This is a genomic window from Kamptonema animale CS-326 (genome assembly GCF_028330895.1).
Taxonomy (GTDB): domain Bacteria; phylum Cyanobacteriota; class Cyanobacteriia; order Cyanobacteriales; family Microcoleaceae; genus Kamptonema; species Kamptonema formosum.
In genome coordinates this window covers 1-12,518 of sequence record NZ_JAQMUA010000020.1, presented here as the reverse complement: position 1 = coordinate 12,518, position 12,518 = coordinate 1, and the positions used below count along the sequence as shown (strand labels likewise).

Annotated in this window: 12 protein-coding genes and 1 pseudogene; 4 read left to right on the top strand and 9 right to left on the bottom strand. The window is 44.4% G+C overall.

Translation table 11 applies throughout. The features are described 5' to 3' along the window. Window positions 1-36: 36 nt before the first annotated feature. Window positions 37-903: a PRC-barrel domain-containing protein gene (locus PN499_RS01410; RefSeq protein ID WP_272029792.1), complete on the bottom strand. Its 867-nt coding sequence runs from the start codon at window positions 901-903 to the stop codon at window positions 37-39. 334 nt (window positions 904-1,237) lie between these two features. On the opposite strand from PN499_RS01410, the gene PN499_RS01405 reads away from it, so the two are divergent. Both PN499_RS01405 and PN499_RS01400 read left to right on the top strand, forming a co-directional pair. Beyond that, window positions 1,238-2,044: a HalD/BesD family halogenase gene (locus PN499_RS01405; protein WP_272029791.1), complete on the top strand. Its 807-nt coding sequence runs from the start codon at window positions 1,238-1,240 to the stop codon at window positions 2,042-2,044. Window positions 2,045-2,098: 54 nt separating this feature from the next. Then, a complete protein-coding gene (locus PN499_RS01400; protein ID WP_272029790.1) occupies window positions 2,099-2,758 on the top strand; it encodes a Coq4 family protein in 660 nt (219 codons plus the stop codon). Between the two features lie 159 nt (window positions 2,759-2,917). On the opposite strand, the gene PN499_RS01395 is transcribed toward PN499_RS01400, so the two are convergent. From PN499_RS01395 to pgl, 4 genes are all read right to left on the bottom strand, one after another. Next, entirely contained in the window at window positions 2,918-4,414 is a 1,497-nt protein-coding gene (locus PN499_RS01395; protein WP_272029789.1) for an MFS transporter, read from the bottom strand. Between the two features lie 262 nt (window positions 4,415-4,676). Then, window positions 4,677-5,153 carry an FHA domain-containing protein gene (locus PN499_RS01390; RefSeq protein ID WP_272029787.1) on the bottom strand — a complete coding sequence of 159 codons (477 nt, stop codon included), beginning with the start codon at window positions 5,151-5,153 and terminating at the stop codon, window positions 4,677-4,679. Between the two features lie 81 nt (window positions 5,154-5,234). Continuing rightward, complete coding sequence (locus PN499_RS01385) at window positions 5,235-6,023, bottom strand: FHA domain-containing protein (RefSeq protein ID WP_272029786.1); 789 nt, start codon at window positions 6,021-6,023, stop codon at window positions 5,235-5,237. Between the two features lie 80 nt (window positions 6,024-6,103). After that, a complete protein-coding gene (gene pgl / locus PN499_RS01380) occupies window positions 6,104-6,835 on the bottom strand; it encodes a 6-phosphogluconolactonase (protein ID WP_272029785.1) in 732 nt (243 codons plus the stop codon). Between the two features lie 275 nt (window positions 6,836-7,110). Between pgl and PN499_RS01375 the strand changes: the two genes are divergently transcribed. Next, complete coding sequence (locus PN499_RS01375) at window positions 7,111-8,412, top strand: hypothetical protein (protein WP_272029784.1); 1,302 nt, start codon at window positions 7,111-7,113, stop codon at window positions 8,410-8,412. A gap of 78 nt (window positions 8,413-8,490) precedes the next feature. On the opposite strand, the gene PN499_RS01370 is transcribed toward PN499_RS01375, so the two are convergent. Continuing rightward, window positions 8,491-8,706 carry a hypothetical protein gene (locus PN499_RS01370; protein WP_272029783.1) on the bottom strand — a complete coding sequence of 72 codons (216 nt, stop codon included), beginning with the start codon at window positions 8,704-8,706 and terminating at the stop codon, window positions 8,491-8,493. 14 nt (window positions 8,707-8,720) lie between these two features. Here PN499_RS01370 and PN499_RS01365 point away from each other — a divergent pair, with 14 nt between their 5' ends. Continuing rightward, complete coding sequence (locus tag PN499_RS01365; protein WP_272029782.1) at window positions 8,721-9,404, top strand: PEP-CTERM sorting domain-containing protein; 684 nt, start codon at window positions 8,721-8,723, stop codon at window positions 9,402-9,404. A 538-nt stretch (window positions 9,405-9,942) separates the two neighbouring features. Here the strand turns inward: PN499_RS01365 and PN499_RS01360 are convergent. The 3 genes and pseudogenes from PN499_RS01360 to PN499_RS01350 all read right to left on the bottom strand — a co-directional run. Beyond that, a complete protein-coding gene (locus PN499_RS01360) occupies window positions 9,943-11,115 on the bottom strand; it encodes an LptF/LptG family permease (protein WP_272029781.1) in 1,173 nt (390 codons plus the stop codon). 146 nt (window positions 11,116-11,261) lie between these two features. Further along, on the bottom strand, window positions 11,262-11,990 hold the full coding sequence (lptB, locus tag PN499_RS01355) for an LPS export ABC transporter ATP-binding protein (RefSeq protein WP_019486923.1): 729 nt from the start codon (window positions 11,988-11,990) through the stop codon (window positions 11,262-11,264). A 134-nt stretch (window positions 11,991-12,124) separates the two neighbouring features. Next, a pseudogene (locus tag PN499_RS01350) lies at window positions 12,125-12,518 on the bottom strand (LptA/OstA family protein); the annotation flags it as partial.

Sequence of the window (12,518 nt, the reverse complement as noted above, 5' to 3'; positions counted from 1 at the left end):
TTTGCCCCGTTATCAATCTCGACTTAAGATTAAGTTCTACTCTGGATCTTTTGGTAGCTGAGGTGCGATCGCCTCCTCAATAGCATCAGTAGCAATCTGCTCTGCAATTTCTTCCCGATGACCTCTGATCTCATCAATTTTCTCAGAAGCCATTTCTCTGACAGATTGAGCTTTTTCTCTAACAACTTGAGCCTGATCTTGAGCTGCTTCTTTGACAACTTTAGCTTTTTCTCTAACAACTTGAGCCTGATCTTGAGCTGCTTCCTTGACAACTTTAGCTTTTTCTTGAAGTTTTTCCGCTAAACTTTGAGCCACCCCTTTTGCCTCTTCTACGTGCTTGATGGTATCGTCAAGGTCTTTTTTCAATACATCTCTGGCTTGACCTACTTTTTGATTCAGTCCATCCGTATAATGGTGAGGTTCTGCGATCGCAGCCTCCGGAACCATGACTCGCTTAGACCCAATACTCGAAATAACTGCTGGTTGAAGCAGATAAATCCCATCCAAAACACCTCGCCACCCGCTAGATTTAAACAAATAATTAACCACATTACCTGTTTTAACATCGAAGAGGTAGTCAATCAGCTCACCCACTTTATTGCCTCCATCCGTCAATACCTCGTTGCCAATCATAGACATAGCCGACTCAGGTTGTTTTAGTTCTGGCACTTCTGGATTAAGATTGACCAGAATATTATCACCCACTGTCTCTACCTGCGACCAAGCAAACCAGCGTTTCTTATTGCCCAAAAATCCAGACTTGCAAGTAAAGCCGATCGCGTGATGGGATTGAGGATCTACCCACAGTTGATCGACTTTACCTAGCTCTTCCACAGTCTTGCGATCGATGACTCGGCGATTGAAGAAATCACTGCGCTTAATTATCTGTTGTGCTGTAGTCATAATAGTTCTCCAAAAAGGGGTTTGTTTTCAGATCGCGATCGCGCTTCTGTCTGGGGTATGGCGATCGCTCTTGTTAACTTAACTAAAACTCTACCAGCTAAAAATTGTTTCCACCGTTAATTCTAACTCGATTCTCTATCTGATGGGTGAATAAATCCGCTACATATACTGATTAGAGAAACTGATTTTCCGACGCTGAAATTTAGGATTTCTAGGAGGAATATCAAGGATGATGTAAACTTTTGCAACAAGACCTAACTCTTCTGGTTCACTTTTGTAGTAGAATATAGAGAAAATTTATATCCCTTAATCCAACATATATGAGGTCAGCACATTGAAATCGCAAATTTCAAATATTATCAATCTTAATAAATATCCTATCGATGATTTAGAGAGTGAAACCGGAAGAACCTTACTCGAAAAAGCGCGTAAGGAATTCAATAGTAATAGTTTGACTATCCTCAACGACTTCTTACGTCCAGAAATCATCACCCAGATTGCTGCTGAGACACTGGAAGATGATTTCACCAAGAGTTTTCGCTTTACGGGGTTCAATAATGTATTTTTAGGTACTCAGGATATAAACGATCTCCCTCCAGACCACCCAAGCCATCTTCAAAAGAAATATACTAAGCGTACCCTAGCACACGACCAAATATCTTCAGATTCTCCACTCAAGGTATTGTTTAACTGGAATCCTCTTGTGAATTTCGTCTCATCTATTGTGGGTCAAGAAGTCTACAGATCCGCAGACAAACTTGGAGCAATGACAGTACATATTCACCACGATCGAGACGAGCAAGATTGGCACTTCGATGTGTCAGAATATACTATTGTTCTCCACATCTTGGCTCCACAGAAGGGAGGAGTTCTAGAGTATGTACCTTGCTCTCGTTCCGAAATAGAAAAGGATACAGAAGCACTTACCAGGATGATTAAAGGAGAAAGACATTCTCTCACTAAAGATCTTCCCACCATTCCTGGTGTCTTGGTATTGCACTCAGGAAAGGTTTCCGTGCATCGGGTAACTCCTGTAGAGGGCAATACCCCTCGGATTAGCGCAACCATGTCGTTCAATCGCACTCCTAATTTTCAACTAAATGAATACACCAGGCAGTTGTACTTTGGAAGGAATGAATGAAAAGGCATAACCACCAGACAAATTTTCGCTAGACAATTTTTAAGGAAGTTGCCAATGTATACAGGTTATAGTGGTGCTGAGTTTACAGACCTATTAGTCAAGATGCTTGGTCTAGCAGTCAATCCTAGTCGTTTAAATAATATTCTTGATATCTCCGAGTTAGTCAGAGATACTATTATTGAAAGAAATAAAGACAAGGCTGAAGAAATTATATACAATAGCATTCCCGGCTTAGAAGAGTTATTCCAGGCATCCTATAATCCCGTCCATATTTTGGAAGAATTAATTAAGATGCCAGCTAACACTCTCGGCTATCTATATGCAGAACATATGTATCGTAACAACTTAAAATTTTTTCCCGTCAAATCTCACAAAGAGCAAAATATACACAACTTTTTTTTTAAAAGAATCAGAGAGACTCATGATATTATTCACGTTATTACTGGCTTCAATACTGACAATTTGGGTGAAATTGGTATAGAAGGTTTTTATCTGGGTCAAGCAATGCTTCCCAATCTATATTGTCTTATGATAGCGAGAATGTCTCATATTCTATTTGACGATAAAATCTTTGATGGTCAACTCTATTTACAAGTCCTAACAAAAGGTTTTCAAATGGGACAAACAGCAGAAAAAGTTCTCGGTCTAAAATGGGAAGATATGTGGTTAGAAGATTTAGAAAATCTTAGAAACAAATTACGAATAATTTGCTAAGTATATTAACAGGAATTATCGAGAGCCTTTAAGTTATGCGTGTTTTGTAGTGTCAAGTCCCTGTGATTATCACCGTTGTGGGGAGCTCGATCCTATCCCCATAGATTGATAAAATTAATCAGCCTATTTGCTGAGGATTCAAGTATTCATAGTCAGAAGTCAGGGATTTTCATTCATGGTGGCAGGCATTTCTTCACGATGTCTATCTGGGAACATTCCCAAAATTAGTAAAGCAGCCGCAACGCTCAAAATGATAGCAGCCACCTGAAAAGTAGCGTGTTCGGCAGAAACCAATGCTTCGACAGGTACCTTTGTAATATCAATATATCGTCCAAGCTTAGCGCTAGCAAGACTCAAAGTCGCAAAAAGACCGCCCAGAAGCGGTATACCTACCAGATGTCCTAATATACGACACAAAGACAACAACGCCGAAGCGACACCCAAGCGTTCCAGTGGAACCGCTCCCATAATGGCACTATTGTTGGGTGTTAAGAATATCCCCATTCCCAGTCCTAAAAGAGTAACCCGCACAATATAGCCAAACAACGTTAATTCAGTGCCCAAGGTTGCGATCGCCAAGCACGCGCCGATCATCATTAACAACCCAATTAAGCTAATTATTCGCCAGCCAAAGCGGTCAGACAAACTGCCTGAAATTGGTTCCATTAGTCCTACTGCAATCGGCAACACTGCCTGCAACAAACCCACTTTCTGAATGGAATAGTCTTCAACCAACTCCAGAAAAAAGGGCAGGATAAAAACTGTACCAGCCATAATACTATACATCATCCAGCCAACTAGCAAACTGAGGCTAAACTGTAGGTTCCGAAATATCCCCAGATCGAGCATCGGCTGTAATATATTAGCTTCTACCACCAAAAAGCACATTAAGCCAATAGCAGCTAAGGTCAGCAAGGTCAATACTGTCGGACTGTTAAAGCCTTCAAGCTGTCCTTGAGTCATTCCAAGTGCGAAGCAGGTTAATGTTACGGCTACGATCGGCGATCCTAAAGTATCAAAGCGTTGTTCGATCTGATTGCTAACAGAAAACGGTAAACTCCAGACTACAATCAAACTGGTAACAAAACCAATCGGCACATTCACCAAGAAAATTAAACGCCAGCCTCCTATACTAATTAGCAAGCCTCCTAATGTTGGTCCCAGTATCATTCCGAGCGAGCTAATCGCGCCAATAATGCCTAGCGCACGTCCGCGTCCTGACTCAGCAAAGATTTCTGTAATAATTGCTGCTCCTAATGCCGAGATCATCACAGCACCCAGTCCTTGAAGTGCTCGAAAGCCGATTAAAAAGCCTATCCCTGGTGCTAATCCACACAGTAGTGAGCTTATAGTAAATAGTATTAGTCCGCCAAGATACAGCCATTTCTTACCAAACATATCCCCTAACCGACCCGCGCCTAACATAAGAGCGGCGATGACGAGTAGATAACTTAAAGTTACCCATTGGATAGTGGCAAAGTTGGTGTGGAGCGCTTCAACTAATGTCGGCAGAGAAACATAGACAATGCTGACATCAACGGAAAACATCAGTACACCCAAACCGATGCTGAATAACACCCACCTTTTTTCCGACGCACTTGGCTTTTTAGTTACCTCATCAGATTGTTCAGAAGAGCTTTGTGATGTTGCAACCATATTTTTTGTTCAACCAATTGCTAATTACTAATTGCTAATTGCTTTAATAATTCAATATCTCTTTAAGGCTAACTCAGGACATAACTTCAGGGTTAAACTAGCTAGAACACAAGCTATAGTCACAAAATTTTTTGTGGTTTGCTCTCAAAAAATGCCTAACCAATAAAGTTCAAGAGGCACCAGCTTAGCCACGCTCGCCAGAGGAGATAGCAGTTAAGTAATTTTGTATCCCCCCTATCCCTCACCCCAGCCAACGCTCCGGTTAAGAATTTCCGCGCTTGCAATCTCCCTCCGTTAAATCTTCCTCCTTAGACGGCCCCCTATGAGGATAGTCGCCCACGGAAATCAGGCTAATCTGCACCAGCGCCTCCTGATCGTTCACCGCCTTAGTATCTCTTGGCTTGACAGCAACTCTTCCTGAGTGTGGTTTTGGCTCCTGCTTCTCCAAATGAATTTGAATTTTTGGGCCCGAGCGAGCCAAATGAATGATCAAACCATCAACAACCGGAACCTGAGTTATGGGTTTCCCATCCAGGTAAGTGCCATTCGTACCCAAATTAATCACTTCCCAATTCACACCGGTACGCCGCAACTCGACGTGGCGGCGGGAGACGACAGCGCTATAAAGAACGACGTGGTTATCAGTAGAGCGACCAATCCGAACGACCAATTCGTCTTCAAAGGCCCAGCTTCGGACGGGTATAGACTGCAATGGATGTAGCAGAGTGAGCTTAATCACATTGGCAACTTAGAGTGTTGGTAGGGAGCCCCAAGTAGCAATTTGAGATTTGAGATTTGAACTCTCAAATCCAAAATTGCTCTAAGAGAGTTGAAATAAAAATGAAACCATGTCTCCTTTGCCTAGAGAGATGCGATCGCCAGGCCGCAACCGATGGCGATTTCCCTTAGACAGCGGAGTATTGTTAATGTAAGTGCCGTTAGAACTGCCGACATCTTCGATGTAATAAGCATCTCCTTCCACTCGGATGTCCGCGTGGGTGCGAGAAACCACTTCAGAATTAGGAAATCCTGAAACATCAATGTCGGGCGGCACAAGGTCATTTGGTTTGCCGATGTGAATTACCGATAAGTTTGCCGGTAATTCAATAGCAGTATTACTTTGGATGTGTACCAGCCGCGCCGCTTGCTGTTGCAGTTGAGTTCTCGCGGCTCCTCCCACAGGCATTGGCGCAGGGGGAGAGCTTGGATTGGGAACTTGAGCACCTGGCTGTGACACTGGAACCTCAATCGGTGCAGGGGCAGCAGTCACAGCACTGTTAGCACTGGATTTTTCCAGATTGGGCGATGCTACCGCCGTCGCTAATAAAGGTTCAGGTTCAATCAACGGAGCTGGTGACGCTAAATTAGGCACAGCCGGAGATACAACTGTTGGCGGAATAGTTGAGGCACTGGCAACGGCTGTCTCAGCCTCGTGGGTTGAGGAACTTGGATGCAGGTTAAAGCCGCACTGTCCGCAGAAGGTGGCATCAGCCTGAACAGCCGCGCCGCAGTTTGGACAACTGGCAGTCGCGGGTAAAGGCGTGTAGCAAGCCTCGCACTGGTTGGCTCCATCAGGGTTTTGGTGATTGCAATTAGGACAGACAATCATTGATTTCTCCTTTACCGGCTGTGTCTTAGAGAACCGCCGCTGTCAGAACAGACAAGTAGACGGTCATATCTTAACAATTGTCATGCCTTTTGCGACTGTAGGTCTTCACCCGCCGTTGCATCTAATAGCCACCAAAGTTCGCCTTCTGGTTGGATAAGTCGGGCAGGGTAGGTAATTTCGTCACCTGAAGGGGCAAAAATTTGCGCGAGAGCTGGTTTTTTACTAGCCCCGGCGATGATGAAGATGACGCTGCGGGCGTGATTAATTAAGGGTACTGTAAATGTGATCCGGGGTTGACCGTCTTTGTTACCTACTGTAATCAGGCGATCGCGCACTTGCAAGGCCTCTGTTCCCGGAAACAGCGATGCTGTGTGAGCATCATCCCCAATTCCTAGCAAAATGATGTCGAAAGCTGGAAACTCAAGAGCCGAGACTTTAAAGAATTCCTGTAGCTGAGTTTCGTGAGTAAGGGCATCTTTTACAGGATCGCCAGCACTGGTGGGCATCGGGTGAATGTTTGCTGCGGGAATTTTCACCTTGTCCAGCCAAGCCTGACGAGCCATCCGCTGATTGCTATCTGGGTGATCTGGCGGTACGTAGCGTTCGTCACCCCAAAATACGTGAATTCGCTCCCAAGGTAAGTCACAAGCTGCGATCGCTTCGTAGACGGGTTTAGGCGTACCCCCTCCAGCTAAAGCAATTGTACAGATTCCGCGCTCTGCTATGGCTGCTTGCATTTGAGAGCGGATAACTTCGAGCGATCGCTGTGTCAGCGCTTCTCGATCCGCTACAACTTCTACTATTTTTTTCATAGTGAAAATCTCACATCCCCTGTTTTTTCTTTTGAGCAAGCAATCAGCTTGCTTTTTACACTTTCCCGAGTCGCTGCTGACACCCCATACATTAGCGATCGCTGTGCTTATGATATATTAGGATAGAGTCAAATATTTTTCTAAATCCCTAGTCAGAATCAAAAAAAACTCAACCATTACCCCATTAAACAATCTTAGCAACTTAGTGACAACTCCGATCGCATCATAATTCCCTATTTTCAATCTTTAATTTTTAATTTTTAATTCCTAAAACTATGTCGGCTTTCAAACTACTCCCTACATCTATCCGCCATCTCGCAGCCCAGTTTCGCCCATTGATTCAGCCTACAGTGTGGATACCAACGGTAATTTTTTGTGTAGGTGGATTATTTCTCTGGGAAGTGTCAGTACATCCAGAGTGGTTGAACCTTGACGAGGAAGAAATTACTTCCTCAATTTCTACAGAGCAAAACATCGCACTATCTCTCGAAGATAGCATGATTGCGGCCGATATCGACACAGTGCCAGTCTTGGTAAACCAGTTAAACCGCTCCAGTACAAGTGCTGTTTTACTCAATAGTCCCGTGCTTACCACGAAGGGTTTGTTTGATGAAGTTCGCGATCGCCGCTTGGAAACTGCAAAACCAGATATCGCTCCCAACTCCTCCTTTACCGACAGATATTTCGCCGTTCCCGACTCCGAAATTACAAATGTCCCCATATCCGGTAACAAGAATCTGTTTAATTCCAATTCTGGTGCTAATTTGGCTAATTCTGCTGTAGCCGGGGGGTTGGCGAAAGAATCTGCATCTCCAGCCACACCAACTTCCGTATCTGCTACCAACTCCCCCAATTCTGGAAAACCCAGCCCGAATTCGTTATCTGTAAGTCCTCTACAAGCAGCCATGGAAAAATACAGAGCTGCTAACTTTCCCCCTCAAAAAACAGTCCAGACTTCTGATGCTATCACCTCTGGCAATTCTCCTTTGAAACCAACGCCAACTCCGGCTTTAACCGCTAATCAACCTCCATTTTCAAACCCTCCTGCAACTACTCAAGAACTTTTTCCGGGTCTGAATCCAAGTATACCCAGCACCACCCTAACTCCCCAGCCAACAAGTACCATCCCACTCAATAGCCCTGCTCCAATTAACCCCCTGACTAACCCCTATCAAATTAACCAATCCCCCAATTCCTATCTAAATAATCAGGGTAACAATCCTTACCAGACAAATTTGCATGGCTCAGAGCCTATTCCAGAAGTCCAACCTACTACACTACCCACACCTTCATCAACAGTAACAGGGAGAGAATCATCACTCCCAAACAACTTCGGGCAATCAGCTTTTCCTAGTGCCATCCAGGGAAGCAAAATAATCAACTCCAACTCTACCAACTCAGGAAATGGAGGATTTCCATCAGTTTCATCACCTAGCCCTAACTTTGGAGCTAGCTCTAACCAAGTAAATCAGACATGGCAACCGATTGCGCCTACCAGTGAGCCTGTCTCATTACCCCGCCCCATTCCCGGACGCTATATCGGCGGAGGCGAAATCAATACCTTTGCCAATCCATAATTAGGCTTAGAGTTTACTTCAGCCAAATCCAGATACGGAGTCCGTAACTTCACTGACAATAATCAGCAGGTTTAGAGTTTACGTAAGATTAATCCAGCACAGAGTCAGTAACTTCACGGAGAAGAATGAGAGGGAAAACTGCGCTTTTGGGCGGATCGCTAACCATTCACTGACTAATTTTTGACCAATTTCATAAAATGCAGGATTTCTGTGAAGATTCCGTGAAACCTCCTGAATTCTGTTAATATTCACGATCGGATCGGCCATACTGAAAGTATGAACAGGGCTTATCAAAAAGAGGCAAAATTATGAAAACTATAGATTTGACTAAACTAACACTAGCAGCAGCCGCAGCCCTAACTGCGATGCTGAGTATAACAACTTCAGCCAACGCTGCCACTTTTGGAACTACAGGCATTAGTTTTGAGGAAGATACCACTGTTAACTTTACATTCCTTAAGTCTCAGGGAGCAGCCATATCTTCCTTGGGAATTTATAACGCCAATCAAGTCCTGCTAAAAAGCCTGTTTACAAAAGCAAATACCGCAGATGCAGGATATCAAGGCAATAGTTATGGTACGAATAGCTGGTTAGGAACTGCCACTAACTTAGTTGGTTCTGCTACCGCAAGCTTCACATTTCTTGCTAACCAAGTCTATAGCTTAGGACTCAGCAGTACTTTGTGGGGCAGTACGATACCGACTGTATTCTCTACAAGCAGTCAGAATGGCGGTAGCCAGCAAGTGGTGTTTAATTCTACTGGTGGTTCCGAGGGAGTAAGTTACGATAGTGCGGGTAGCCAAACTTCAGCAAGTCCCTTTGGTGCTCCTGTGGCAATTTCCTTCGAGGATACCCTGGGGGGTGACGGTGACTACAACGACTTCACAGTTTCTGCACAAGCAGTACCCGAACCAATTACTATGGCTGGTATGGCACTTGGCGCTGGTGGAATGGCGATCGCTCGTCGTCGCCGCAATCGCAAAACAGCCTAATTCTAGGGGCTAGGGGTTAGGGGCTAGGGGCTAGGGAAGAAGGGGAAGAAGTTAGAAGAGGGTTTGAGTAATTAATGAGTTCCTAACTGCCTTTGCTGTTACGATTTTTGTCAACCTGCAATTTTTGCCATCAACTAACTGACTATCGCTCTCAGTGAAGACAATCTATTTTCTTAGATTCAAGATTCAAGAGCTACTTTTTCAAGTAAGTATTGATAGCTGAGAAAAGCTATCATCAAAACTAGGTTTCTAAATTTCTCTGAACTTCCTATTTTTAGAGAAATATCTTCAGGAAACGCGGTTTTCGTTTCATGACTTATTCACAACACTTAGGCACATCGAGGGAAGGAACCGGGCTTACGCCTAGCGGTTTCTTCCTAGATACCTCGTTGAGAATCTTCGATTTTTCTAAGTAACCCGGTTTTTGTTTCTTTGCGTAAGTCCTGACACAAAAATATTCGGAACGCCGCCATCATGACGGTTTAAATATACCCGCCAGAGGGCGGCATTAGGAACTTTCCTCATCCTCAATTTAGCCTTACCGCGAAGCACGCACTAACAGTAACCCACCTACACCCAAGCCACAAATCATCGGTAGCCAAGCAGCCATTACTGGAGTCAAAACCGCCTTTAAACCCATTGAACTGGTGATAAAAGAGAACACATAATAAGTAAAAATCACGATTACACTAATACCAAAACTGGTAGCTCTACCAGTTCTCTGCGGCTTAGTTCCCAAAGCAGCTCCTACCAAACCAAAGACAATACAAACAAAAGGCAAAGCATACTTCTCTTGAATTCGCACCTTAAGCTTACGAATTTTCTGCTCGTCGCCACTCGAGCGAATTAAATTCAAATAATCTATAGCTTGAGCAATGTTCATTTCCCCATAGTCCCGCGCTTTTGCAGCTAGGTCTAAAGGGGTGCGGGGTAATTGTAGTTGTTGGTGTTCAAAGCGGACAATATTACGGTAAGAGCCATCAGGAGCAACTATGTAAACAGTACCATTGAAAAAATCCCAGGAATTTTGAGCTGGGTTCCAAATAGCTGATTCTGAGGAGATAATTTGGTTGAGTTCCGGTTGGGAACGATCGAGAATAGTCAAACCTTTCATCTGCTTACCGTCAAACTGTTCGGCATAAAATAAGCGCGTGAGTACGCTTTCTTCACCATTACCTTTGTCAACGTTACGAAATTCTGGATAGAAAATGTTTTTCTCTTGAAATAGGGGTTTTTCTCGCTTTAGAGCTCGATCTAGAGTAACAGTTGCTTGATAGTTAGCAGCGGGAACGATTAACTCGTTCATCGCAAAAGTCATGCCTGTAACAGCCAAACTCAGAATAACTGCTGGTACTACTAGCCTATAGACATTAATACCGCAACTGCGGAGAGCTACGATTTCGCTGTCGCTAGACATTCGGCTATAAGCCATTAAACTTGCCAATAGCATTGACATGGGAAATGCCAATACAATGAAATAGGGCATTTTCAACAGAAAAATTTGGATGGCGGTGCTGAAGGGTAAGCCTGATTCTGTGACTCTCCGCACTAATTCAAATACGGCTCCAACAGTTACGCCAACTGAGGAAAATAGGCCAACGCCAAACAAAAATGGGCCGATGAGTTCTTTGGTAAGGTACCAATCCATTACCGAAATTCTGGGAAGCCGCCAGCTAAACGAATTGAAAGTTTTGGATATTTCTAATTTCATCACTTTACTCTTCTCATTGACTCCGCTCCCTCAAATCGATTAAAAGTTAAAAATTAAAAATTAAAAATTAAAGCTCACAATTTTTAATTTTGCATTTTTAATTTTTAATTGATTAAGTTGCTTCCCCGCTCCCCTCTTAAGGCCAGCTAGCGCTGGAAACTGTCGCCTAAGTAATACTGTCGTACTAAGGGGTTGCTGTAAAGTTCTTCAGCTCCCCCGGAAGCTAAAATTTGCCCGTCTCGCATGATGTAAGCTCGGTCTGTGATTTCTAGGGTTTCTCGAACGTTGTGGTCGGTGATTAAAATGCCGATGTCGCGATCGCGCAATTTAGCTACTATAGTTTGAATTTCCGACACGGCGATCGGATCTACCCCCGCAAATGGTTCGTCCAACAAGAGAAACTTGGGCCCCTCTGGCCCTGCGGCCAAAGCTCTTGCCAATTCTGTCCGCCTGCGCTCTCCCCCTGAAACCTGTACCCCTAAATTATTTGCCACTCTTTCTAAACGGAACTCCCGCAATAGAAAATCGAGTCGCTCCCGCCACTCGCGGCGCGGTACTTTAGTTTGCTCCATCACTAGCAGTATATTGTCCCGGACGCTCAAGTGCCGAAAAATGCTTGCTTCTTGAGCAAGATAGCCGATACCCAAATGCGCTCGCTTGTGCATTGGTAAGCCTGTGATGTCCAGATCGTTAAGCCAAACTATACCTTGATTCGGTCTTTCTAAACCTGTAGCAATGTAAAAAGTTGTGGTTTTGCCTGCACCGTTGGGGCCGAGCAATCCCACTATTTCCCCTTGGGTTACTGAAATGTTAACTCTACTGACAACGGGCCGCTTTCCATAGGATTTGTGAATATTTTCCAGAACAATTTTCATTTTTTAGCGCAGCAGCCTCCACAGCAGACACTTTAAAATTTTAAAGTCCAATGGATAGAGCCTGGATCGAAGCAAGATCGCGGAATTATCTACAGCGGTAGATTTTTACAGGCAAAATTTCCTCGATCGCCTATCTATTGCCGAGGGGCTGTCGGAGGACTCATTGGCGTTTTAAAGGCTGGTTTGGGATTGTAGGGAGGAGTTTCCGGGCTGGCGGTGCTTTGAGCTGCTGCGTCCTGTTCTGGGGAGACGATGTAGATCGATTCGACTTGTCCTTGGGACTCTGGCAAGGCGATAAAGCGTCCTTCGTCGATCAGGTAGGTCACGGTTTCGCCCCGCAAACTGTTACCTTCCTGCAAGACGTAAACATCTCCTCGGAGGACGATGCGGCGTTCGCGGCTGAAATATTGAGCTTGAGTTGCGGTTGCCTGAATTTGCCGGGAGGGATAGTAATCTGGACGTTACCCCGTGCGGTGACGATGCCTGTTTTTGAGTCGGCTTCTTGGATGTCAGAACGCACTGTGAGGG

What these genes read in the sequence shown, in the direction of transcription:
- PN499_RS01375 (WP_272029784.1), top strand. Translation starts at nt 7,111, where the DNA reads ATGTCGGCTTTCAAACTACTCCCTACATCTATCCGCCATCTCGCAGCC.
- PN499_RS01385 (WP_272029786.1), bottom strand. Translation starts at nt 6,023, where the DNA reads ATGATTGTCTGTCCTAATTGCAATCACCAAAACCCTGATGGAGCCAAC.
- PN499_RS01365 (WP_272029782.1), top strand. Translation starts at nt 8,721, where the DNA reads ATGAAAACTATAGATTTGACTAAACTAACACTAGCAGCAGCCGCAGCC.
- PN499_RS01400 (WP_272029790.1), top strand. Translation starts at nt 2,099, where the DNA reads ATGTATACAGGTTATAGTGGTGCTGAGTTTACAGACCTATTAGTCAAG.
- PN499_RS01360 (WP_272029781.1), bottom strand. Translation starts at nt 11,115, where the DNA reads ATGAAATTAGAAATATCCAAAACTTTCAATTCGTTTAGCTGGCGGCTT.
- PN499_RS01395 (WP_272029789.1), bottom strand. Translation starts at nt 4,414, where the DNA reads ATGGTTGCAACATCACAAAGCTCTTCTGAACAATCTGATGAGGTAACT.
- PN499_RS01410 (WP_272029792.1), bottom strand. Translation starts at nt 903, where the DNA reads ATGACTACAGCACAACAGATAATTAAGCGCAGTGATTTCTTCAATCGC.
- lptB (WP_019486923.1), bottom strand. Translation starts at nt 11,990, where the DNA reads ATGAAAATTGTTCTGGAAAATATTCACAAATCCTATGGAAAGCGGCCC.
- pgl (WP_272029785.1), bottom strand. Translation starts at nt 6,835, where the DNA reads ATGAAAAAAATAGTAGAAGTTGTAGCGGATCGAGAAGCGCTGACACAG.